General features: G+C 70.8%; 16 protein-coding genes. 11 read left to right on the top strand and 5 right to left on the bottom strand.

Features of this window, described 5'->3' with window-relative positions:
* Positions 1–7 precede the first annotated feature (7 nt).
* Positions 8–1279: a YeeE/YedE family protein gene (locus ACFQU4_RS20330; RefSeq protein ID WP_377495279.1), complete on the bottom strand. Its 1272-nt coding sequence runs from the start codon at positions 1277–1279 to the stop codon at positions 8–10.
* A gap of 104 nt (positions 1280–1383) precedes the next feature.
* Here ACFQU4_RS20330 and ACFQU4_RS20325 point away from each other — a divergent pair, with 104 nt between their 5' ends.
* The 3 genes from ACFQU4_RS20325 to ACFQU4_RS20315 are packed head-to-tail and all read left to right on the top strand — an operon-like array spanning position 1384 to position 5098.
* Positions 1384–2082, top strand: coding sequence for a phosphoribosylanthranilate isomerase (locus tag ACFQU4_RS20325; protein ID WP_377495277.1), 699 nt, complete (start codon positions 1384–1386; stop codon positions 2080–2082).
* A 9-nt stretch (positions 2083–2091) separates the two neighbouring features.
* Positions 2092–4188: a prolyl oligopeptidase family protein gene (locus tag ACFQU4_RS20320; RefSeq protein WP_377495275.1), complete on the top strand. Its 2097-nt coding sequence runs from the start codon at positions 2092–2094 to the stop codon at positions 4186–4188.
* A gap of 55 nt (positions 4189–4243) precedes the next feature.
* The gene (locus ACFQU4_RS20315) at positions 4244–5098 is read left to right on the top strand and encodes a hypothetical protein (protein WP_377495273.1); all 855 of its coding nucleotides are present in this window, start codon (positions 4244–4246) and stop codon (positions 5096–5098) included.
* A gap of 87 nt (positions 5099–5185) precedes the next feature.
* Here the strand turns inward: ACFQU4_RS20315 and ACFQU4_RS20310 are convergent, their stop codons facing one another.
* The gene (locus tag ACFQU4_RS20310) at positions 5186–5605 is read right to left on the bottom strand and encodes a VOC family protein (RefSeq protein WP_377495271.1); all 420 of its coding nucleotides are present in this window, start codon (positions 5603–5605) and stop codon (positions 5186–5188) included.
* A gap of 60 nt (positions 5606–5665) precedes the next feature.
* On the opposite strand from ACFQU4_RS20310, the gene ACFQU4_RS20305 reads away from it, so the two are divergent.
* The 5 genes from ACFQU4_RS20305 (at position 5666) to ACFQU4_RS20285 (ending at position 18222) form a co-directional block, all read left to right on the top strand.
* A complete protein-coding gene (locus tag ACFQU4_RS20305; protein WP_377495269.1) occupies positions 5666–6676 on the top strand; it encodes a sigma-70 family RNA polymerase sigma factor in 1011 nt (336 codons plus the stop codon).
* A gap of 69 nt (positions 6677–6745) precedes the next feature.
* Positions 6746–7483, top strand: coding sequence for a hypothetical protein (locus ACFQU4_RS20300; protein WP_377495267.1), 738 nt, complete (start codon positions 6746–6748; stop codon positions 7481–7483).
* Positions 7484–7612: 129 nt separating this feature from the next.
* A complete protein-coding gene (locus ACFQU4_RS20295) occupies positions 7613–10285 on the top strand; it encodes an AAA family ATPase (protein ID WP_377495265.1) in 2673 nt (890 codons plus the stop codon).
* A gap of 189 nt (positions 10286–10474) precedes the next feature.
* Positions 10475–13117: an AAA family ATPase gene (locus ACFQU4_RS20290; protein ID WP_377495263.1), complete on the top strand. Its 2643-nt coding sequence runs from the start codon at positions 10475–10477 to the stop codon at positions 13115–13117.
* Positions 13118–13545: 428 nt separating this feature from the next.
* Positions 13546–18222: an SdrD B-like domain-containing protein gene (locus ACFQU4_RS20285; RefSeq protein ID WP_377495261.1), complete on the top strand. Its 4677-nt coding sequence runs from the start codon at positions 13546–13548 to the stop codon at positions 18220–18222.
* Between the two features lie 277 nt (positions 18223–18499).
* Here the strand turns inward: ACFQU4_RS20285 and ACFQU4_RS20280 are convergent, their stop codons facing one another.
* On the bottom strand, positions 18500–19093 hold the full coding sequence (locus tag ACFQU4_RS20280; RefSeq protein ID WP_377495259.1) for a TetR/AcrR family transcriptional regulator: 594 nt from the start codon (positions 19091–19093) through the stop codon (positions 18500–18502).
* 175 nt (positions 19094–19268) lie between these two features.
* On the opposite strand from ACFQU4_RS20280, the gene ACFQU4_RS20275 reads away from it, so the two are divergent.
* Complete coding sequence (locus ACFQU4_RS20275; protein ID WP_377495257.1) at positions 19269–20759, top strand: MFS transporter; 1491 nt, start codon at positions 19269–19271, stop codon at positions 20757–20759.
* A gap of 16 nt (positions 20760–20775) precedes the next feature.
* Here the strand turns inward: ACFQU4_RS20275 and ACFQU4_RS20270 are convergent, their stop codons facing one another.
* On the bottom strand, positions 20776–21825 hold the full coding sequence (locus tag ACFQU4_RS20270; protein ID WP_377495255.1) for a LacI family DNA-binding transcriptional regulator: 1050 nt from the start codon (positions 21823–21825) through the stop codon (positions 20776–20778).
* Between the two features lie 53 nt (positions 21826–21878).
* Here ACFQU4_RS20270 and ACFQU4_RS20265 point away from each other — a divergent pair, with 53 nt between their 5' ends.
* Together ACFQU4_RS20265 and ACFQU4_RS20260 are read left to right on the top strand one after the other, a co-directional pair.
* Positions 21879–22250, top strand: coding sequence for a DUF1707 domain-containing protein (locus ACFQU4_RS20265; RefSeq protein ID WP_377495253.1), 372 nt, complete (start codon positions 21879–21881; stop codon positions 22248–22250).
* 63 nt (positions 22251–22313) lie between these two features.
* Positions 22314–23198 carry a GTP-binding protein LepA gene (locus ACFQU4_RS20260; protein WP_377495251.1) on the top strand — a complete coding sequence of 295 codons (885 nt, stop codon included), beginning with the start codon at positions 22314–22316 and terminating at the stop codon, positions 23196–23198.
* Here ACFQU4_RS20260 and ACFQU4_RS20255 read toward each other — a convergent pair.
* Entirely contained in the window at positions 23156–24394 is a 1239-nt protein-coding gene (locus tag ACFQU4_RS20255) for an MFS transporter (RefSeq protein ID WP_377495249.1), read from the bottom strand. The genes ACFQU4_RS20260 and ACFQU4_RS20255 overlap by 43 nt on opposite strands.
* Positions 24395–24465 lie beyond the last annotated feature (71 nt).

The following is a 24465-nucleotide window of genomic DNA, read 5'->3' as shown; positions in this document are numbered from 1 at the left end:
ACCGTCGTCAGCAGATGCTGTCGTTCGGCTTCGGGTTGCCCAGGCCGAACAGCGGCCGGAGCCGGAGCCCGACCCAGGTGCCGCCGAGGGCGAAGACGGCCCAGAGCCAGCCGTGCAGGCTGCCGCGGCTGATCCCGCCGAGGTACGCGCCGATGTTGCAGCCGCCGGCCAGCCGGGCGCCGATGCCCATCAGGATCCCGCCGAGCAGGGCGGCCACGGCCGTCCGCCAGGGGATCCGGGTGTGCAGCTTCCAGGCGCCGGCCGCGGCGGCGGCGATGCCGGCGCCGATCATGATGCCGACGTCGGTCAGGGTCGTCTTGTCCTGCCAGGCCGACGCGGCGAGCGCCTTCGCGTTGGCCGGCTGCTGCCAGAAGGTCCACAGCTCGGGCTGGAAACCGAACAGCTGCAGGAACTTCGCGCCCCACAGGCCGAAGGCGTAGGTGACGCCCCAGGTGCCGCCGGAGACCAGGAAGACCGCACCGGCCAGCACACCGAGCACCACCGCGCCGGCCAGGATCGGCCAGGAGCCCCGGACGATCCGGCTCAGCCCGTGCGCCGTCGGTACGACATCGGTGGGCGGCGGGTTGCGGCGACGCTGGACCAGCCGGGTGACGACGACGATGATCACCAGCGCCGCGATCGTGATCGCCCAGGCGCCGAACCAGCCGACATGATCGGAGAGGGCGACGCCGGGGACCTGCGGCCAGCCGGTGAAGGCCGGGTAGCCGGCCGTGTAGATCACCGAGCCGACGATGAAGCCGAACAGCGTGATCACGATCGAGGTCTGGCCGGAGCCGACCGCGAACAGGGTGCCCGAGGCGCAGGCCCCGCCGAGCTGCATGCCGATCGCGAAGACCGCGGCACCGACGAACAGCGGCAGCCCGATCTGGCCGGGGTTGGCGCTCGGCGTGCTGCCGAACAGGGTCCAGCCGTTCGCGGCGATCAACATCACCAGCGTCGCGGCCGTACCCAGCAGCAGGGCGTGCGCCCGCAGGCCCTGGCCGTTGCCGACCGCGATCAGCTGCCGCCAGGCCGACGTGAAGCCGAACCGGGAGTGGAACAGGGCGAACCCGAGCCCGATCCCGATGATCAACAGCAGCCCCTGCGGCAGGCCGTGCACCGCCGTCACGTACGCGGCGACGCCGACCGCGAGCAGGCCGAAGATCACCAGCGGCACCCGGCGGACCGGCTGCTGCGGCTCGGGGACCGGGGCGGCGCAGGAGGTGGCCGCCGGCGTGATCACCGTACGCAGCCGGGGCAGTTCGAGGGACGAGGTCATGGCTCGCATTTCCTAGTGGCGGGACGGGAATAGCTCGACACGACAGTAGGCGAGTCGCCGGCGGGGAAACCGGCTTCTCGGACCGTGAGACGTACCCTGTGGCGATGGCAGGACTGATCCAGGTCGCCGGCGTGATCGACGCCACGGAGGCCGAGTTGCTCGTCGATTGCGGGGTCGACTGGCTGGGTTTCCCGCTGCGCCTCCCGGTGAATCAGGAGGATCTCTCGGAGGACGAGGCGGCCGAGGTGATGGCCGGGATCCGGCCACCGGGGCGCGGCGTGCTGATCACCTACGAGGTGGAGGCCGGCGAGATCAGCGCGTTCTGCCGCAAGCTCGGCACCCGGACCGTGCAGCTGCACGCGGAGGTGGCGCCGGGCGAGCTCCGTACGTTGAAGCGGAACGATCCCGAACTGACCGTGCTCAAGAGCCTTGTCGTCCGCGGCGACAACGACGCCGCCCTGGCCCGGACCGTCGAGCAGACCGCGGAGTGGGTCGACCTGTACATCACGGACACGTTCAATCCGGCCACCGGTGCGGAGGGGGCGACCGGGCTGGTCCATGACTGGGCGGTCAGCGCCGAGCTGGTCCGCAGTTCGCCGCGCCCGGTGATGCTGGCCGGCGGGCTGACGCCCGACAACGTCGCGGCCGCGATCGACCAGGTCGGGCCCGCGGCCGTCGACGCCCACACCGGGCTGGAGGACGCCACGGGCCGGAAGGACCGGGAGCTGGTCCGGCGGTTCGTCGAGCGGGCCCGGGCCGCCTTCGCCCGGCTCGGGCCGGGCACCGATCAGTCGTCGGGTTAGCCTTCCGTCGTGGACTATCCGACGACGCGGCGCGATGACCTGATCGAGACCCTGCACGGACGGCCGATCGCCGATCCGTATCGCTGGCTGGAGGATCCCGACTCGGCCGAGACGGTCGACTGGGTGTCCCGGCAGAACGAGGTCACCGAGGCGTTCCTGTCCGGGCTGCCCGGCCGGGACTGGTTCCGCGGGGCGATGGGCCGGATCCTGGAACGGCCGCGGGCCGGCACCCCGGCGAAGCGCGGCGGCCACTACCTGGTCGGCCGCAACGACGGTGCCCAGAACCAGGACGTGATCTTCGTCGCCGACTCACTGCCCGAGTTGCTCGAGGGCGGCCGGGTGATCATGGACCCGAACCTGCTGGCCGCCGACGGCACCACGGCCGTGACCGGCTACACGGTGTCCCCGGACGGCGGCACGATCGGCTTCTCGATCAGCGAGGGCGGCAGTGACTGGCGGACGTTCCTGCTCCGCGACCTGGCCACCGGCGAGGACCTCGCGGACGACGTGCAGCAGGCCAAGTTCAGTGTGCCGGAATGGTTGCCGGACAACCGTTCCTACCTGTACGTGCACTTCCCCGGCGGTGGCCGGGCCGACGGCACCGAGACCGCGGCCCAGGGCGGCGGCCAGCTGAAGCTGCACCGGGTCGGCGCGCCCCAGGACCAAGATCAACTGATCCTGGAGTTCCCGGACAATGATCAACTGATGTTCTGGGTCGAGGCGTCCCATGATCATCGGTGGATGATCATGCACCTGGTGCAGGGCACCGAGAACCGGAACCGGCTCTGGGCCTATCCGATCACCGACACCGACGGGGTGAGCGGACTCGGCGAGCCGATCAAGCTGATCGACCGGCCGGACGCGATGTTCGCCTTCGTCCGGGTCGACGGCGACGAGATCCTGCTGCACACCGACCTGGACGCGCCGCGCGGCCGGGTGGTCCGGTGCCCGATCACCGCCCCGGAGCCGGACGCGCTGCCGGCGTTCACCGAGGTGGTGCCGGAACGCGACACGACGCTGTCCACGGTCGTCGCGGCCGGCGACGGGCTGCTGGTCGAGGTGCTCCAGGACGCCCAGCCGGTGGTGCTCCGGTTCGGCCTCGACGGCGCCGAGCTCGGCCCGCTGGACCTGGCCGGCGGTGCCCTGAACGCGCTCAACGGCGAGGCCGGCGAGCGGGAGGCGTTCGCCGGGCTGTCCACCGTCGTCTCGCCCAACCGGGCGTACGCGATCGACGCCGAGACCGGCGGCACCGAAGCGCTGGACGGCCTGGTGATCAACACCGGCGAGACCTGGACGCCGCCCGAGTTCACCGTCGCCCGGCACCGTGCGGTCAGTGCGGACGGCACCGAGGTGCCGTACTTCCTGATCACGCCCGGCGCCGAGCCGGCGGCCGACGGCCCGCGGCCGACCCTGCTCTACGGCTACGGCGGTTTCAAGATCCCGATCTTCGCGTCCTACCGGGCGATCTGGCCGGCCTGGCTGGCCGCCGGCGGCGCGCTGGCGATCGCGAACCTGCGCGGCGGTGGCGAGTTCGGCACCGACTGGTACGACGCCGGCCGCCTGGACGCCAAGCAGAACGTGTTCGACGACTTCATCGCCGTCGGCGAGGACCTGATCAAGACCGGCAGGACGAGCAGCGACCGGCTGGCGCTGCACGGCGGCAGCAACGGCGGCCTGCTCGTCGGTGCGGTGCTGACCCAGCGGCCGGACCTGGCCGCCGCTGCGCTGCCCGCGGTCGGCGTGCTGGACCTGCTCCGGTTCCACAAGTTCACCGTCGGCGCCGCCTGGGTCTCCGACTTCGGCAACCCGGACGATGCGGACGACTTCGCCACCGCGCTGGCGTACTCGCCGCTGCACAACGTGCGGCCCGGGACCAGCTATCCGGCGACACTGGTGATCACCGGTGATCATGACGACCGGGTGGTGCCGCTGCACAGCCACAAGTTCACCGCGACTCTGCAGCAGGCCCAGGCCGGCGACGCCCCGATCCTCACCCGGATCGAGACCAACGCCGGCCACGGGATGGGCAAGCCGACCGCGAAGATCGCCGAGGAGAGCGCCGACCTGCTCGCCTTCGCCGCCCACTTCACCGGCCTGAATCCCTGATCGTCGACGCCATCTCGACGCAGGTCGGCCCGAGCTGACTCTCTGGAGTGATCCCGTGACGCTGTGGTACGACGAGCCGGCGACCATGATCAACGGCCCCGGATTGTCCATGATCATCGTGCCCGGGCGGGGCGGCAAGATCGTCAGCCTGCGCGACGGCGACGGCGTGGAGTGGCTGCTCGGCCCGCCCGACCCGCTGCCGCCGCCGGCCCGGCCGGGGGACGCCTTCGAGGCGGCCGAGATGTGCGGCTGGGACGAGTGCGCGCCGACCATCGACGCCGGCCGGCTGGCCGACGGCACCGAGGTTCCTGATCATGGTGACCTCTGGACGGCGACCTGGTCGGTGGGCGACGGAACGATCATGGAAGCGGCCGGATCCTCGCTGCCGTACGGATTCCGGCGGGCGGTGCTGTCGACGGCGACCGGGCTGGAGCTGCGCTACCGGGTGACCGCGGATCGCGAACTGCCGTTCCTCTGGGCCGCCCACCCGCAGTTCCTGGCACCGCCCGGGACCATGATCGAATTGCCGGCCGGGATCGAGCGGGTGATCGACGTCTACCCGGAACAGGGGACGGAGCGGCGCTGGACCGCGGCGGCGGCCATGATCGACTCCGTGCCGCCCGGCACCGGCCGCAAGGTCTATCTGTCGCCGGCGGACGCGGTCGGCACGGTCGCGTTGCAGCGGCCGGACGGGCGCGGGCTGCGGCTGTCCTGGGATCCGGCCCGGCTGCCGTACCTCGGGCTCTGGTACGACCGGCACGCCGTCGCCCGGGCCGACGTGATCGCCCCGGAGCCGTGCACCGGCTACTACGACTCGCTGGCCGCGGCGGTCGAGCGCGGCCAAGTGGCCACGGTGGCGCCGGACCGGCCACTGGAGTGGAGCCTTTTCCTCGAGTCCGGGCGAGGATAGCCAGCTGGCGACGGAGGCGCTGCTCGGGTTCGCCGGGCCGGCGCTGGTGGTCTGGGCGGCCGCCGCGATCCGTACCTTCGTCGCGGATCAGTCGCAGGACAGGTGCAGCAACTCCCAGACGTGACCGTCCGGATCGGCGAAGCTGCGGCCGTACACCCCGTCCTGGTCGACCTTGTCCCGCCACGGACGGCCGCCGCCGGTGACCGCCCGGACCGCGATCCGGTCCACCTCGTCGCGGCAGGTCGCGGACAGGCAGTTCAGCACCTGGGTGGTCCGCCCGGGGTCGGCCACCTCGCCGACCACGAACTCGGCGAACCGGTCCCGGACCAGCAGCATCACGCAGATCCTCGGTGAGACCACCACGCAGGCGCTGCGGTCGTCGCTGAACCGTGGATCGACGCCGAAGCCGAGGCCGGCGTAGAACGCGCGGGAACGCGCCAGGTCGGCCACGGGAAGGTTGATGAAGATCAACCGGTCGGTCGGCGGGCCCTCCGCAACGGATGTCATGTCTAAGCTGACTTCGGCTCGGCCCGGAAATCGTCGGTGCCAGCAGGTACGTTCTCGACTATGACCACGATTGCCTCCGAAACGTTCGACGAGACCTTCCGGGAACAGGTCGAGCCGCTGCGTCGGGAGATCATGGCGCACTGCTACCGGATGATGGGCTCGGTGCACGACGCCGAGGACCTGGTGCAGGAGGCCTACATCCGCGCCTGGCGGGCGTTCCGGGGCTTCGAGGGCCGTTCCTCGGTGCGCACCTGGATGTACCAGATCGCCACCAATGTCTGCCTGACCGCGCTGGAGAGCAAGAAGCGCCGGCCGCTGCCGACCGGGCTCGGCCAGCCCAGCGCGGACCCGAACGCGGCCCTGGACCAGCGGACCGAGGTGCCGTGGCTGGAGCCGGTGCCGGACGACCTGGTCTGGAGCCGCGGCGCCGCCGCCGACCCCTCGGACGACGTCGTCTCCCGCGACTCGGTCCGGCTCGCCTTCGTCGCCGCCCTGCAGCACCTCAACCCGCAGCAGCGGGCCGTGTTGATCTTGCGCGACGTGCTGGCCTGGCAGGCCAGCGAGGTCGCCGAGCTGCTCGAGCTGACCACCGCCGGCGTCAACTCGACGCTGCAGCGGGCCCGGGCCAACATGGCCAAGCTCGATCCGGAGGCCGAGCCCGAGCTGCCCGACGACGAGCGGCGCCGGACGCTGCTGAAGGACTACGTCACCGCGTTCGAGAACTACGACGTGACCAAGATCGTTTCGCTGCTCAGCCAGGACGCGGTCTGGGAGATGCCGCCGTTCGCCGGTTGGTACCAGGGCCGCACCGACATCGGGGCCCTGATGAAGAACCACTGCCCGGCGGACGGCCCGGAGTCGCAGCGGATGCTGGCCACCTGGGCCAACGGTCAGCCGGCGTTCGGGCTCTACATGCGCGACGACGAGGGCGTCCACCGCCCGTTCCAGCTGCACCAGCTGTCGATCACCGAGGCGGGCGTCAGTCACGTCGTCTGCTACTTCGACACCAACCTCTTCGCGACCTTCGGACTGCCCGAAGTGTGGACGCCGGAGTCCGCCGCGGCCTCCTGACCAGGGCTTGCGCCGACGCGGGTCTGGCACCATCATGATGCCGGTGTTGACCCCCACGACGAATCCTCGGTGATCACTGCTGGTCTCGGGGGAGACCACCGCGGCGTACGACTGCCGCGCCGGACCGTGCTGGCCGGTTCGATCGGTGCTGTCCTGCTGGCCGCGGCCGGCTGTGCCGCGAAGCCCGCCGAACCGCGCATGCTGACCATGGCCGAGGCCGAGCGGTTCGCGGTCGCCCGGTTCAACAACTACGACCGGCACTACGTCCCGTTCACGATGCAACTGACGGTGCGCGGGCAGCGGTTCTTCCTGTCCGGCCGGGCCGACTTCCGTGATCATCTCGGCTACGCCAACTTCCTCACCGACGGCCGGCCGCCGCGGAACTTCCTGCTGCAGTGGACGTTGCGGCAGAAGGCGGCCCTGCAGGTGAACGGGGACGTGCTGCCGGCCCGGCCGCCGTCCGGACCGTGGCAGGTCGAGGCGATGGACCCGGAGCGGTCCGGGCTGGATGTCGCCCTGGCGTTGTTGCTCAACCTGGCCGACGACCGGCCGGAGAACCCGCTGCTGCTGCGCCAGAACGGCGCGCAGTGGATCGGTGAGGACAACCTCGACGGCGTCCGGGTGGACCGCTTCACCGGGCCCGGCAGCGATCACCGGCCCAGCGACCGGCTGACGTACCTGGTCGACGATCTGGGCCGGCTGCACCGGCTGGTCGCCAAGGTCGCCGCCGATCCGGATCCGGTGGTGATCAACCTGTCCCGCGAGCCGGGGACCAAGATCGACCTGATCTCGCAGCTGACCGACTGAGCCGCAGGGGGTGTCGCCACTCCGGCCGGCGGCGATAGTCTGTGGCCCGCTCGGTGGCCGCCGCTGTGGGGACGGCGCCACCCGCTACGGGGGACCAGTCGGAAATTCCGGTTCGAGCGGAGTGCCAGGGTGTCCCAGCGCGACGAGGTGACGGCGGAGGTCGAGGCCCACCTCCGGTCACCGCTGCCCGGGATCGTCATGATCACCGGCCCCCGGGGAGTCGGCCGGACCACCTTCCTGGAAACGGTGCACCGCCGGCTGGCCGACGAGGTCGATGCCGTCCTGGTGCCGGCCCGGCCCGGCCGCGAGCCCTATCAGTCCGCCCGGGCGATGGTCGGCGCGCTCGGCCCGGACCCGGTCCTGGACCCGCTGCGGGCCGCTCTGGCGCCCGCCGTGCCGCTCCGGCCGGGACGCTCCGGAGTGCCGCCGAACGAGTTCGAGCGACGGACCGGGCGTACCCCGTTGTTGATCATGGACGATCTGCAGATCCTGGACCCGGCCTCCCGGTCGCTGGTCCGGCGGACCCTGGACCGGGCCAGCGCCGCCGGGTGGCGGGTGCTCGCCGCCGAGGCCGATCCGTTGCTGCCCGCACCTGCCGCCGGCGTGCCCGACGACGAGGTGCCGGCGGACGAGGTGCGGCCGGCCCGGACCGTCCGGCTGGAGCCGTGGACCCCGGCCGAGGCGCGGACGGCGTTGCGCCGGCGCACCGGGGTCGACCTGCCGCGGCGCCAGGTCGACTGGCTGTACCGGCTGAGCGGTGGCCTGCCCGGCCTGCTGTTCGGGTTCGCCGCCGAGCTGGACCGGGCCGCGCTGCAGGGTGCCGCACCGCCGCCGGTCGTCCCGGCCGGCCGGGATCCGTACCTGGCCGAGGTGCTCGGCCCCGGGCTGTACGGGCTCGGCCCGCGGCACCGCCGGTCGCTGGCGCTGTTCGCCCATCACGACGCCGTGCCGCTGGAATTCCGGTTCGACCGGCCGGACTGGCCGGAGCCGCCCGAACTGGCCGACGCCGGCCTGGTCACGCTGACCGACGCCGGCTGGTCGCCTGCCCTGCCCGCCGCGGCCGTTCTGGCCTGGCAACTGCTCCGGTACGGGGAGCGCGCCGAACTCTGCCGGGTCGCCCACGCCGGCTGGCTCGAGCTCGACCCGGGCGAGGCGCTCTACTACGGCTGTCAGCTGACCGATCCGGCGGCCGCCGACCCGAAGGCCGTGCTGGACGAGGTCGAGGCCATGGTCGGGCGCGGACAGTACGAGGCCGGCTACCGACTGGCGTCGACCTGGTGGGCGTCCGGCCACGGCGGCGACACCGGCGAGCTGGTGGTCCTGCTCGCCGAACTGGCCCTGCAGCTCGGCTACCCCGACCTCGCCGCGCCGCTGATCGAGCGGCGGCACGGCATCGCCGATCACGCGGTACGGAGCTCGCTCGCCGCGGTCGGGGTCGAGGCCGTGGTGGTCCGGGACCGGACCTGGGACGGACTGCTGGCCGACCTGCGGCCGTCCCACGGCGGTGAGCCCGACGATCCGGGGATCCGGCTGCGGACGATCCGGGCGGCGCACTCGCTGGCAGACCGCGGCGCGACCGACGAGGCCCGGTCGATCCTGCACGGGATGGACCAGGCCGGGCTGCCGGAGCCGTACCGCCTGCTGTTGGAGCTCACCCGGACCCGGCTGGCGGTGCTCGCCGACGAGGAGGGGGCGGCTGAGCGGCTGCACGCGCTGCTGGTGCGCTGGGTCGACCGGGGAGCGCCCGGTCCGTGGTCGTTCTCGGCCACCGGGGTGACCGATCTGCTCGCGCTCGGCGATCCGCGGACCGCGCGGACGCTGGCCGATCTGGCCCTTGCCGATCCGGCCCGGCAGTCCCCGATCAGCCGGAACGCCCATGCGGTCGCCCTGGTCAGCGTCGAGCTGGCCGAGGGCGCCCACCTGCGGGCGGCCGAGCGGCTGACCGAGCTGCGCACCGAGATCAGCTCGGACCGGCCGTGGGTCACCGTGTCCGCGCTGGACCAGGTGATCGGCGCCGCCCTCGGCCTGGAGGCTTCGCCGGGACTGCCGGTGCATCCGCGGCTGCTCCGGACCACCGCCGCCGAGTCGTCCGGCTATGACGCCGACATCGGGCGGGCGACGCTGATCCGGGGCCGGCCGGCGGCGGCCGCGGCCCGGCTGGCTGCGGCGCTGCGGCACGGCCGGCTGCTCCGGCAGGGCCCGGCGTCGGTGCTGGCCGATCTGGTCGAGGCCCAGGTCGGCGCCGGCGACCTGTCCGCGGCGCGACGGTCGCTGGTCCAGTTCCGGTCCCGGCTGTACGACGCCGGAACGGACACCGGCCGGGCGGTGCTCGCCCGGGCCGACGCCCTGGTCGCCGAGGATGCGGTCGCGGACGCCCGGTTCCGGGACGCGCTCGATGCCTGCGGCGAGGACGTACCGGAGCTCGAACTGGCCCGGACGATGATCGCGTACGGCAGCCGGCTGGCCCGGACCGACCGGTCGTGGGAGGCCGAGACCCTGCACGACCAGGCCGCGGAGCTGTTGCGGGCCGGCTCCTTCGCCGGTTGGCTCGCTCACCTGGACCGGCTGCGCGGCCAGGCCGTCCCGAGCCACTGGTCGCAGACCCTGTCCCGGACCCAGCGCACCCTGGTCACGCTGATCGCCGACGGCGGCACCTACGGCGAACTCGCCGAGCGGCTGTTCGTGTCCCGGCGGACCGCGGCCCGGCGGGTGAACGAGCTGTACCAGGACCTCGGCGTCGCCGGCCGGTCCGAACTCGTGGCCCTGGTCCGCTCCGACCCGCCGGACTGGCTGACCGGGTGACGAGCCGGCCGAGAGTGCCAGGAGTGCCGTTTTCCGGGTCCTGATCTGGCACCGCGCAGCCCGGCTGCGCTTGGCTGGCACTCGGTTGGGCACGCCGGTGACTGGGGCGCCGGAGACTTCCCTCTCCCGGCCGTGGTGCGGACGGTCCGTGTGGCTGGTGGCTCGGGGGAGAAGGGATGTCCCTGTTCTATGGCGCCTCGACTGATCACGGGAGCTCTGGTGGTACGGGGCCCCGAGTTGGCCACGATCGAAGACTTCCTCGGGTCCCGCAGGCGCGGTCTGCTGATCACCGGCGACCGCGGGATGGGCAAGTCCCGCCTGCTGCGTTCGGCCCTGGCCGACTCGGAACGCGACGCCGTGATGATCCGCGGAGCGGGCCGGGACGGAGCGCCGTTCAGTTCCCTGGCCGGCCGCCAGCTGTACGGTTCCGGCGAGCTGCTGCACCGACTTGATCAACTTCTGGAGGAGGTCGCCGCCGGCACCGCCGACGAGGTGCCGGCCGCGCTGCGCCGGCTCGAGGAACTGTCCCGCCGCCACGGCTCGGCCGGGATCGTGGTCGCCATCGACGACCTGGAGGCGCTGGACGAGGCGTCGGCCCGGCTGCTCGGCGAAGGGTTGCGGCGGGACCACTGGCGCTATCTGATCACCAGCGACGGCCGGCCGGGCGAACCGGTGGATGCGCTGGACTCGCTGTCGATCAAGGCGCTCAGCGACGACGAGGCCCGGGAACTGCTGCTCGACCACGCCGACGGCGACGTCTGCTGGCAGGCCGTCCAGACGCTGAACCGGATCGCCCGGGGCAACCCCGGCCTGGTCCTCGACCTGGCCGACCAGGTGCCGCCGGAGGCGTTGTCCGGGCTGGAACCGATGCCGCTCCCATTGCCGACCGGCGCCGGCTGCGCCCGGATCCTCGGCGACCGGTCGGCCGGGCTCGGTGATCGGGAGCTGGCCGCGCTGGCCGTCTTCGCCTTCCATGATCAACTGCCGCGGACCATGATCGAGACCTCCTTCGGTGCCGGGACCGTGGACACCCTGCTCCGCCGGGACGTGATCATGGTCGACGAAGATCGGGTCCGGCCGCACCCGGTGACCGCCCTGCTGGCCTGGTCGAGGCTGTCGGCCGGCCAGCGGCGCCGGCTGCACGCCGACCTCTGCTTCGCCTTCACCGACGTCGAACCGACCTGGGCCGCCTATCACCGCAGGCTGGCCGGCGGGAGCGCCGAGGCTCGGCCGGACCGGCTGGTCGGCGGACTGCTCGCCGAAGGCCGGGTCGAGGAGGCGCACCGGATCGTCCAGGCGGTCGCCGCCGATCCGGCCGAGGCCGTGGTCGAGCTGTGCCGTGCGGAACTGGAGCTGGCGCTCGGGTACGTCGAGCGGGCGCTGGCCGCGGTCCGCCGCGGACTGGCCCGGCAGCCCGAGCCGGCCCAGGACCTGGCGCTGCGGCTGATCGGGTTGTTCGCGGCCCAGGTCGCGGACGTCGACTGCGCCGACCTGGCCCCGGACACCGCCCGCTGGAACGAACTCGACGCCGGCGTCCGGTCCGGCCTGGCACCGCTGCTGATCCACCACCTGGTCCGGGTCGACCTCACCGACAGCGCCGCGGAGGCGATCGACGCCCTGGCCGCGGCCGCGCGGACGGCGGAGGACCGGGCCGCCCTGGCCGCGGTCCGGACCGACTGGGCGTTGGACCGCGAAGCGCCGGCCTCGGAGTCTCTGCGGTCGGCCCTGCACCGGCTCGCCGACGCCGTCCGCACCGTGCCGGGACTGGGTCCGATCTGGCTGGCGACGGAACTGATGGCGGTCGGCGACCTGGCCCTCTGCCGCCGCCTGATCGATGCCGCGCGGGCGAACCGGGCCCAGGCCCAGCCGCAGACCCGGGTCATTCTCGACCTGCTGCTGGCCCGGCTGGAACTGACCGACGGCCGCTACTCGAGGGCTCTGCCGCTGCTGGTCGAGGTGGCCCGCCGGCAACCGGCGCTGCGGTCCGTCGCTGCCCTCGGCAGCCGGATCAGGGCCGAAGCCGGGCTGGGCATCCTGACCGAGGATCCGCAGGCGCTGCTGGCCCGGACCCAGTTCGCCCCGGAGCGGATCCGGGCCACCGTCGAGGCCGACCTCGGCCACGCCCTGCTGGTCGCCGGGCGGTGGACCGAGGCCGCGTACAGCCTCGCGTCGGCGCTCACCCGGAGCCGGATGATCGACCACGGCGGGACCGCGGCGCTGGCCGACCTGGTCGAGGCCTACCAGCTGGCCGGGATGACCGACCTTGCCGCCCGGGCCGCCGACGAACACCGGGACCGGGTGCTCGATGCCGGGACGGACCAGACGTTGCCGATCATGGTCCGGATCGACGCGCTGCTGGCCGACCCGGGCGACGCGGAGCGGCTGTTCGGGGTCGCGCTCGGCGCCACCGGACTGCGGCCCCGTGATCTTGACCGGGCGCGGACCTTGATCAGCTTCGGCCGTTGGCTGCTCTCCGCCGGCCGCGGCGAGGAGGGCCGGACCGTGCTCGGGCAAGCGACCCACCTGATGCGTTCGCTCGGCCTGGACGGCTGGGTCGACCACATCGAGCGGATCTCCCGCACCGCTCCGGTACGCCGGCCCGCCGGTCTCCATGATCAACTGCTGGAGATCACCGACGATGATCGGGAACTGGTCGGCCATCTGATGTCCGGCCACACCTACGACCAGATCGCCGCGCGGATGTATCTGTCCCGGCGGACCGTCGCGTCGCGGCTGAAGTCCGTCTACCACCGACTCGGTGTGGCGAACCGGGCCGAACTCGTCGGCCTGATCTCGGTCAGCAGCCCCGGCTGGGTCCGCTCCGCCTCCTGATCTTGGACGTGGAGCGCCGCGTCCCGAAGTCGATCATGAAACCCCTTGGCAATTCGCCACGCCGACGTGCGCCCGGATTCGGGAACTCTGCACTGCGCTGCACCGGCTGCACCGGAGTGCAGGACGTGATCATCGAGTGCACTCCTGGCGCGTAGCTCTGGTTGCCCGGGAACCCCTTGCGCTTGGGTGAATCTGCGGCTTCGGCATTTGCCGTGCTGTCGCCGTGCACTCGGGGTTTTCCATTCGCACAACGAAGAGGGGACCACATGTTGGGCAGATCTCCGACGCGACCTCGGTCGAGTTCGGGCTCCCGGTCCAGGCAGGGGAAGGCCCTGGCCGCCAAGTTCCTGGTCGGTCTGACGAGCCTCGCCCTCGGCGCCGGGATGTGGATGAGTGGCGCCGCAACGGCGTCCGCCGCAGAAGGTTCGGTGTCCGGGACCGTGTTCCGGGACTACAACCTCAACGGTGTGATCGACACTGAAGGTTCAGCCGAGAATCCCGCCATTGATGTCGGCTACGCCGGTGTCGCGGTGACCGCCTATGACGCCGCGGGTGACGAGGTCGGTACGGCCACCACGGCCGCCGACGGCACGTACACGCTGAGCTACGACACCGGCGACGACAGCACCGACGTACGGCTGGAGTTCGCCGTACCGTCCGGGTTCACCTCGACCCAGTCCGGCGTCGACGGCTCGACGTCGGGGACCTCGGTGCAGTTCGTCTCCGCCGGTGACACCGCTGATCTTGGCATCCACGCACCGGGCGACTACTCGGCCGGCGGCGACGCGTTGATCATCACGCCGGTGGAACGCGGCGCAATCCAGACCAATGGCGACGCAGCTCCGGGCGAACCGACCGATCCGAACTCGCCGGCGCTGGTCTCGACGCCGCAGAACACTCAGGAGTCGGAGGAGCCGCCACTGACCGTGGAGGCGACCCAGGCGCAGATCGGCACGACCTTCGGTACCGCCAGCCTGCCCAATGCCACCAACGTGAACGGCTATGTGTTCACGTCCGCGCTGGTCAAGCGGCATTCGAAGCTGGGCCCGGGCGGTGCTGGGGCGATCTACTTGACCAACATCGACGGTGACGCCAACGGAGAGATCTTCGCTTCCATCCCGAATGCCGGTGATCCGCGGCCGAGCAACGACGACGCCGGCTACGACTGGTTCCACGACCCCGAGGTCAACGAAGAGGTCTTCACGACTGGTCTCGGTGGCCTGGTGGCCGCCGGCGACGGCTCCGCTCTGTACGTGACGAACCTGAGCGACGGGCAGATCTACCGGGTCCCGATCACCTCGCCGCTGGGCTCGGCGCCGGTGGCTGGAGAGCCGGAATCGATCGGCTCCGTGACCGATCTGCCCGGTGCCGAGCAGGCGTGCGACGCCGATGCGGCCAGGCCCTTCGGCCTGGGCATCGACGGCGGCACTCTTTACGCCGGTGTCACCTGCACCGGCCCGGACACGGCCGCCCTGCGCTCCTATGTCTACAGCTATGACACGGTGACCGAGCAGTTCTCCGAGGCTCCGGTGCAGGAGTTCTCGCTCGACTTCTCGCGCGGCTGTGGTCAGCTACCCGGCGAAGGCGGCTGCACCAACAACAGCGACCAGCCGTCGATCTTCGACGGTGGTCACCCGCAGGCTGCGGCCTGGAACCCTTGGACCGATGACGTGTGGTCCACCGGAGGCGGCCGGGTTCAATACCCGCAGCCGATCCTGTCCGACGTCACGGTTGATCGAACCGGCTCGCTCAGCATGACCTTCCGAGACCGGACCGGCGATCTCGTCGGCTGGAACACGGGAACGCCGGATGAGGCCAGCGACGACACCTTCGGCACCCACGTCAGCGGTGACCTGCTGAAGGCCTGCGGAAACGCAGCGGACGGCTGGACACTCGAGGACAACGGCTCCTGTGGCGGCCAGGCCGGCGCAGCGCCGAACTCGAATCGCGGCCCGGGTGGCGGCGAGTTCTATGACGGCGTCTTCGACCAGCAGGGGTCTGGTGACCCGACCAGTTCGGTGATCCACCAGAACACCTGGATGGGCGGTAGCGCTCTGGTGCCAGGGTTCACGTCCATCCGCTCGGCCGTCTTCGACCCGACCAGCACGGTCTTCTCCGGTGGGGTGAAGCGGTCCAGCATCTCCGACGGCTCGTTCAGCGCCGGCCTGAAGATCTACGAACGTCTCGCTGACGGCAGCACGCCGTCCTCCGAGGATGTCGGCACGATGGGCAAGGGCAACGGTCTGGGCGACCTGACCACCCTGGCCGAGCAGGGTCCGGTGGAGATCGGTAACCGGGTCTGGATCGACACCGACCAGGACGGCATCCAGGATCCGGGCGAGGACCCGGTCGAGGGTGTCAAGGTCGATGCCGAGTGTGAGGGTGGCGCCACCGGCACCACCAACACCGACGCCGACGGCGAGTACTACTTCAACGACAGCAACGTCGAGGGCGGCCTGCCGTCGTCGACCGAGTGCACGCTGACGTTCGACACCGCCGGTACGACGGCCGAGGGTTACGACCTGACCGAGGCCGATCAGGGCGATGTTGATCTTCGTGATTCGGACGGCCAGCCGGCTGACGAGTTCGCGACGATCGCGGCGACCACCCCGGCCGCCGGTGCCGATCACAGCTTCGACGTCGGTTACGTACCGGCCGACGAGCTCTGCACGCTCGGTGACTTCGTCTGGAACGACGAGGACGGCGACGGGGTGCAGGACGAGGGCGAGCCGGGTGTCCCTGGCGTCACGGTGACCTTGATCGATCCGGAGACCGGTGAACCGGTCGAGGGCATCGATCCGGTGACCACCAACGACGAGGGCCAGTACGAGTTCCCGTCGATCCCGTGTGGCGAGTACATCGTCCGCTTCTCCGACATTCCGGAGGGCACCACGTACACGCCGCCGAACGGTGGGGACGACGACACCACCGACTCCGATCCGACTCCGGACCCCGACGACCCGACGGTCGCCGAGACCGAGCCGGTCGTGGTGGGCGAGGACCCGGAGGATCCGGCCGACAACGAGGACCCGACGATCGACGCGGGCATCATCGTTCCGGACGGGACCTGTGCGGTCGGTGACTATGTCTTCTACGACAGCAACAACAACGGTGTGCAGGACGACGGCGAAGAGCCGGTCGCCCAGGTGACCGTCGAGTTGATCAACGCCGAGGGCGAGGTCGTGGCCACCACGACGACTGATGATCAAGGTCTGTACGCCTTCGATCTGCAGGTCTGTGGCGACTACACGGTCAAGTTCTCGGACCTGCCGGAGGGCTACACCTTCACCACCCAGGAGACCGGTGACGATCAGGCGACTGATTCGAACCCGAACGCCGAGGGCGTGACGCCGACCTTCACCCTGGGTGAGGGAGAGCCGAACAACGCGCCGTCGACCGAGGACGACGAGTACCAGGCCGACGTGGTCAACCCGACCATCGACGCCGGCATCGTCGAGGTCTGCTCGATCGGTGACTACGTGTGGAACGACACCGATGGTGACGGCGTGCAGGACGAGGGTGAGCCCGGCGTGCCGGGTGTCACGGTGACCTTGATCGATCCGGAGACCGGCGAGCCGGTCGAGGGCATCGATCCGGTGACCACCGACGAGGACGGCAAGTACGAGTTCCCGTCGATCCCGTGCGGTGAGTACGTCGTCCGCTTCTCCGACATCCCGGAGGGCAGCGAGTTCACCGAACCGACCCAGGGCGAGGATCCGGCGACGGATTCGAACCCGACGCCGACGCCGGACGATCCGACCGTCGGTGAGACCGAGCCGGTGACCGTCGGTGAGGATCCGGAGGATCCGGCCGACAACGAGAACCCGACCATCGACGCGGGCATCATCGCGCCGACCTGCGCCGTGGGCGACTACGTGTGGATCGACGCGAACAACAACGGTGTCCAGGACGACGGCGAGAAGCCGGTCAAGGGCGTCACGGTCGAGTTGATCAACGCCGACGGCAAGGTCGTGGCCACCACGACCACTGATGATCAAGGTCTGTACGCCTTCGATCTGCAGGCCTGTGGCGACTACACGGTCAAGTTCTCCGATCTGCCGGAGGGCTACACCTTCACCTCGCAGGAGTCCGGTGACGGTCAGGCGACTGATTCGAACCCGAACGCCGAGGGCGTGACGCCGACCTTCACCCTGGGTGAGGGAGAGCCGAACAACGCGGCCTCGACCGACGGCGACGAGTACCAGGCCGAGGTGGTCAACCCGACCATCGACGCCGGCCTCGTCAAGCCGGTCTGCACCGTGGGTGACCGGGTCTGGGAGGACACCAACGGCAACGGCGTTCAGGATGAGGGCGAGCCCGGCGTCGAGGGTGTCACGGTGACGGTGATCGATCCGGAGACCGGTGAGCCGGTCGAGGGTGTCGATCCGGTCAAGACCGACGAGAACGGCGAGTACTCGATCGAGGTCGAGTGCAACGAGCCGATTCAGGTCCAGTTCACCGAGGTGCCGGACGAGTTCCGGGTGACCAAGCCGAATGTCGGTGACGACGACTCGACCGATTCCGATCCGACGCCGTCCTCGGACGATCCGTCGGTCGTGATCACGGAGCCGCTCCGGCCGCTGCCGGACGGCGATCCGAATGTCGATCTCGGCCTGGTGCCCCCGATGACCTGCACCATCGGCGACTACGTCTGGTACGACGACGACGCCGACGGTATGCAGGACGAGGGCGAGGATCCGGTGCCGGGCGCCAAGGTGGAGTTGATCAACGCCGACGGCGAGGTGGTCGAGACCACCGAGACCGACGGTGACGGTCGGTACCTGTTCGAGGGAGTGGAGTGCGGCACCTACCAGGTGAAGTTCACCGAACTGCCCGACGGGTACGTGATCACCAAGCCGACGGCCGGGGACCGGTGCGAGGATTCGAACCCGGATCCGTCCACGGGTCTGACCGGTGAGGTGAAGCTCACCAAGGACGATCCGAAGGATCTGTGCCTGGACGCCGGCATCTACAGCCCCTCCGGTGAACTGCCGGAGACGGGTTCGAGCGCCCTGCTCGGTTGGGGTCTGGGCGGCGGTATCGCCCTGGCCGTGATCGGTGGCGCGCTGTTGATCACTCGGCGCCGGAAGTCACTGTCGAGCTGATCATGAAGAGGTGAGTCCCGGGGCCGAGCCGTCGGCCCGGCCCCGGAACCCGCCGTTACCCTGACCGTTCCGCCTGCGACGACCGCCCAACTCGTCGCAGGCGGAACTTTTCGCGTGTCTCGCCGCTCGGCGTAAATTGTCAGCGATGCTGCAGGCCGTAGCCTGCGGAAGTGAGCCCCGCAACCGGCCGGAATGACCGGTAGGCGGGGCTTCGCGCTTGTCAGAACCGGATCGTGCTCGTGTGGTCGGCAATGGCGGATTGCCAGGCGGCGTCGGTTCAGGTACGGGGGCGGATGCCGGCCAGGACGATGTCCAGTTGGGCCTCGATGTCGACGCCGCCGGGGACCTGCTCGTGGACCATGCCGATGCCGCTGAGCAGCTGGGACACCATCCGGAAGGTGATCTCGGGCCGGACCAGCCCGGCCGCCTTGGCCCGGTCGAGGATGCCCTCGGCTGCCTCGCCCAGCACCGTCTTGCAGGAGAACAGCACCGACCGGTCGTCCTCGTCGGGTTCGGCGACCAGGCGCGCATGCAGGCCGCGGAAGAACGACTTGTGCTCGTAGTGGTTGTGGGCCCATTCGAGCAGGGCCCGCTCCGGATCCTCCTCGGCCAGCCGGAGCAGCCGCTCGCCGTCGGCCCGGACGTCCTCCTGCCAGTCCTCGAGCACCGCGCGATACAGGTGATCCCGGGTCGGGAAGTGCCGGTAGAGCGTGCCCGGCCCGACGCCGGCCCGCTTCGCGATGTCGTCCAGGGATGCCTCGGCACCGCGCTCGCCGAACGCCTCCCGGGCCACCGCGACCAGGGCGTCGTAGTTGCGCTGCGCGTCGGCGCGGAGCTTCCGCGGCTTGTCGGCGGCGGTCTGATGGGTCACGTCAACAATCCCTCTTGCAAACCGGAGACACTCTCCGTAATATAACCGGAGGCAGTCTCCGGAACTAGCCCTTACGGACCGATCCGAAATCGGAGTCCGTCTCCAGTTCAGTCTAGTCCTCTTCCATCGGTCGCCGCAGACCGCTCTTCCCAGCATCTCAACGGGCAAGGAACTCATGTCTTCTGTCTCCACGTCGGCACCGCCGGCAGCACGCGGATCCGAGGCGGGCTCGGTGGCCGGGTCCGGCCGGTCGCGGCCCGGCCTCACCCTCGCCGTCATCCTCACCGTCCAGCTGATGCTCGTGCTGGACGCGACCATCGTCAACGTCGCGCTGCCGATCATCCACACCACGTTCGGCTTCACGGCGGCCGACCTGTCCTGGGTCCTGAATGCGTACACGCTGGCCTTCGGCGGTCTGCTGCTGCTCGGCGGCCGGCTCGGCGACGTGCTCGGCTACCGCCGCACCTTCGTCATCGGTCTGGTGATCTTCATCGCCGGCTCGATCCTCGGCGGCGCCGCCCTGTCCGGCGCCTGGCTGATCGGCTCCCGGGCCGTCCAGGGGATCGGTGCCGCGGTCGCGGCCCCGGCCGCGCTGGCCCTGCTCACCCGGTCCCAGCCGGAGGGCCCGGCGCGCAACCGTGCGCTCGGCCTGTTCACCGCGGTCAGCTCCGGTGGCGGCTCGGTCGGTCTGCTGCTCGGCGGCCTGCTCACCTCCTGGGCGTCCTGGCGCTGGTCGTTCCTGATCAACGTCCCGATCGGCGTCGCGGCGCTCGTCCTCGGGCTGCGGTTGCTGCCGACCACCGAGCGGCGCCGGGAGCCGTTCGACGTGCCGGGCGCTCTGGCGGCCAGCGTGGGCATGATCTCCCTGGTGGCCGGCTTCGTCTGGCTGCCCGAGGAGGGCCTGTCGCTGCGGGTCGTCGCCGCGTTCGCGCTGGCGGTGCTCGGCCTGGCCTCGCTTGGCCTGATCGAACGCCGGGCCAGCCATCCGCTGTTCGCGTTCCGGCTGCTGAAGGACCCGCAGCGGATCACGGCCTTGATCAGCTTCATGCTCATCGTGGGTCCGCAGATGGCGGCCTTCTTCTTCCTGGTCCAGTATCTGCAGGTCGCGCACGGCTACGGGGCGTTCGCGTCCGGGCTGGCCTTCCTGCCGCTCACCCTGGGCATCTTCGGGATGTCCCGGCTGACGCCGCGGCTGGTCAACCGCTTCGGCCCGGCCGCGGTCTCGATCGCCGGCGCGGTGCTGTTGATCATCGGACACCTGAGCTTCAGCCGGCTGGACGCCCAGACCGACTACTGGACCGGGGTGCTGCTGCCGATGATCTTGCTCGGTGTCGGCGGCGGCCTGTCCTTCATGCCCTTCTCGGCGCGGATCCTGGCCGGGGTACCGGCTCGCGACTCGGGTTCGGCGGCGGGGCTGATGCAGACCGCTCAGCAGGCCGGGGGAGTGGCTCTCGGGCTGGCCGGCCTGATCGCGATCTCCGGGATCAGTTCCGGGTCCGGCGCGGCCGTACCGGTGCCGGAGTTGATCACCGGGATGGACCGGGCCTTCACGGCCGGCGCGATCTTCGTCGGGCTGAGCCTGGTGATCACGGTCGTCTCGATGATCTTGACCCGGCCGGTACGGACTCCGGTCGAACCCGAGGCCGAGGTCGTCGCCGAGCCCTGATTGCCCGGGCGCCGGGTCAGTGCCGGGAACGGATGCTGGCCCGGCGCACGATCGAGTACGGCACCGTGACGCTCTGGATCGGGCGCGCGGTGTCGTCGATCCGCGCCGACAACAACTCCAGCGCGAGCCGGGCCAGCCGGCGCTTGTCGAAGTCGACGGTGGTCAGCGGCGGATGGGCGAACCGGGCCTCCCACACGTTGTCGTACCCGGCGATCGAAACGTCGTCCGGCACCCGCAGCCCGGCCGCGGTGAGTGCGCTGATCGCGCCGATGGCCATCGAGTCGGTCATGCAGTAGATCGCGTCCGGCGGCTCGTGTTCGGCGAGGAACGCGGTGACGGACCGGTGGCCGCCGGTGCCGTCCCAGTTGACGCAGGGAATCTCCAGTTCGGGCGGGATCGAGAGCCCGGCCGCGGCGTGCGCCTCCCGGAACCCCTGCAGCCGCTGCCGGGCACTCTCCGCCTCGGTGGCGCCGAGGGCCGCGATCCGCCGGTGGCCCTCGTTGATCAACAGCGTCACCAGGTCGCGGCTGGCGCCGACGTTGTCGACCCAGACGTGGTCGGCGATCGGCTGGTGCACCTCGCCGATCAGGACCACCGGCGGCAGCACGATGCCGCGTTGCACCGCCGAGGTCTCCAGTCGGACCGGGTTGAGGATCAGCCCGTCCACGAGGTGTGCCTTGGCCCGGGACAGCAACTGGATCTCCCGGTCCGCCTTGCCGTACGTCTCCTCGAGCTGGACGCCGAGCCCGTCCTCGCCGGCCAGGGTGATGAAGTGGTGCGCCATCTCGGCCGAGTACGCCGACGCGATATCGGGCAGCGCGACCGCGATCAGGTCGCTGCGGCCGTTCCGCAGTCCGCGGGCGGAGAGATTCGGTACGTAATCGAGTTCCACCAGCGCCCGGTCCACCCGGATCCGGGTCTCCTCGCTGACCGGCGCCGTCCGGTTGATCACGTTGGAGACGGTCTTGGCCGAGACGCCCGCCCGTAAGGCGACGTCGCGCAATGTCGGACGCGGCCGGGAGCTGCCCGCATCCCCCTGCCCGTTCGTCCCGGGCCCCTTCCGCATGGACGGAGTCTAAGCCTGGACCTGGGGGGACGGCTCGCGAGTAGGCTGGCCGGGTGAGTGAACTCCCCATCTCGTCTCCGTACCGGAGCAAGCCGGCCGAACCGGTCTCCGACGACGAACGGGACCGACTGAGCCGCCGGCTCAACGCGGCGTTCACCGACGGCGCGCTGAACCAGGAGGAGTACCAGTCCCGGCTGGACCGGCTGTTCGCGGCCCAGAAACTCGGTGAGCTGGTCCCCGTCGTCGAGGGACTGCCCCCGCTGCAGACGTACGACAGCCCGGCGATCGTCGACACCGGGTCGGGTCGCCCGGGCGAACTGACCGAGGCGCGGTCCAGCAACCGGATCGCCCTGATCGTGGTCGGCGCGGTGATCGGCGTCGTCGCCCTGATCGCGATCCTGCTGGTCCTGATCATCGCCGTCTGACCTGTGTCCGAGGACACAGGCCGGGCTTTGGTTGCCCTAATTTCTGAGAGTTAGACTCCAACCGTGCCTCGCCAGAAAGTCACCCAGCAGAAGATCGCTGAACACGTTCAGCGACTCGGCGAGCTCTACCCACCGATCTCCCTCGATTCGGTCGACCGGACCGTGAAGCGGCCCGACCTCGTGACCTCCAAGTACGGTCACGTGATCGACTACCTGGCCCGGGTCGAGCTGGAGGTCGATCGCAACGTCCTGGAGCTGCTGGTGCTGCTGCCGGACGTCGACGACACCAACCGCACGTTCTACGCGGATGTCTGGCAACCGCAGGAGATCCAGCACGGTCTGATCCTGGACCGGTTGCAGCAGGACCTCGGCCGGAAGCCGGCCGACCCGCATCTGGACGTCTCGTTCAAGATCAAGATCCTCGGCGCGCTGGCCAACCTGAAGCCGATCCAGGAAGTGGCGAAGCTGCTCTACTTCCTGACCGGTGCGAGCACCGAGCGGCAGGCCGTGCTGGCGTACAACCAGATCAACTCGGGGATGCGCGAGATGGGCGAGGACGCGATCGCCGAAACGATCATCACGCCGATCAAGCAGCAGGAGCCGGGCCACTTCGCCTTCTACCGGATGTCCGCCGAGCGAATGGTGCAGGACAACGAGTTGAAGCCTTGGCAGATGTTCCTGACCCGGGTGCTGCGGGAGAAGTCGTACAACCTGGTCGGCACCAACGCGATGGACCGCTTCAAGGCCGACATGGGCGGCGTCGTGGTCGACCTCGGCCTCGACGATGATCTTGCCGGGTACGCCCGCGAGGTCGGCCGGGTCGAGCAGCGCCTGCTCTGGGCGCACCGGCAGGGGATGGAGTTCCCGCCGTACATCCTGAAGGCCCTCAAGGAGAGCGTCGAGCTCTACCTCGAGCGCGGCGGACTGACCGCCCCCGCGCCCGCCTGAACCACCGCGATCACCACGCAGCCCAGCACGACCGCCGCCAGCACCGGATAGGCGCCGGCGAGGCCCAGTCCGACCGCCAACGGGCCGACCGCGAGTTCGCCGGCCGGGATCCCGCCGACCGCGGCGACGGTGAGGTACGAGGACACCCGGCCCAGCCGGTCGTCCGGCACCCCGCGCTGCACGGCCAGCCCAGTGAACGTGCTGGCAAGGCTCATCAGGACCCCGGCACCGAACATCGAGATCGCGGCCGTGATCAGCAGCAGCGGTCCGGTGATCAGCCCGGCTGCACCGGCTCCGAGGACCAACAGCGGTGCGGCGAGTCCCGCCTCCCAACTGATCGCGATCGGTAGCCGGACCCGGTCCTTGATCAGGACTGCCGCGGCGGTGCCGGTCAGGCCGCCGATCAGTTGCGCCGTGCCGATCAGTCCGTACCCGGCCCGGCCGAAGGTCTGGTCCGCGACCAGCGGAGCCAGCACCTGCAGGCCGCCGGCGAAGCCGGCCATCGTCACGAAGTTGATCATCGTGCAGGAGCGCAGCCAGGGGCTCCGGACCACGAAGCTGAAGCCGTCCCGAAGATCAGCGACCAGCGACCGGCGCTCCGCTCGGGCCGCGATGATCCGCGGCAGTCCGAGGTAGCAGAGGCCCGCCACCAGGAAGGTGGCGGCGTCGATCGCCAGCCCGGCGGCCGGACTGACGGTCGCCACCAGCAAGCCACCGGCGGAGGTGCCGACGAGCAGTGCGGTCTGCATCCCCAGCTGGGTGACCGCGTTCGCGTCGCGGAGCTGGTCGTCGGCGACGAGTTGCTTGATCAGGACGGCGGAGGCCGGGCCGGACAGGGCCGCGGCGGCGCCGTTGATCACGCCGAGCAGCATCAGGGCCGGCACCGGAGCGGACTCGCCGGCCACCAGGACTGCGGTCGCTCCCTGGCTGGCGGCGGCGACGAAGGCCGAACCGACCAGGATCCGGTTCCGGGCCGCCCGGTCGGCCAGCGCGCCGCCGATCAGCACCAGGACCGCGTGGGTGATCGAGCGGGCGCCGACGACCAGGCCGAGCGTCGCCGCCGATCCGCCAAGATCAAGGACGGCGAACGCGAGCGCGATCGGGGCGATCGCGTTGCCGAACCAGGACACGGTTCGGCCGGTCCAGGTCAGGCCGAACGCCCGGTTGCTGAGCAACAGGCTCCATCGTGCGCGCATCGCCGTACCTCTCGTTCCGGATCGAGTCCGGATGAGCCTCGGTCGGGCCGTCGCGCCGCACCATGCTTTCG

Origin of the sequence: Microlunatus sp. GCM10028923 (assembly GCF_042666975.1) — a bacterium.
GTDB lineage: Bacteria > Actinomycetota > Actinomycetes > Propionibacteriales > Propionibacteriaceae > Microlunatus.
The sequence above is the reverse complement of the archived record's forward strand: the minus strand, read 5'-3'. Positions and strand labels throughout refer to the sequence as shown.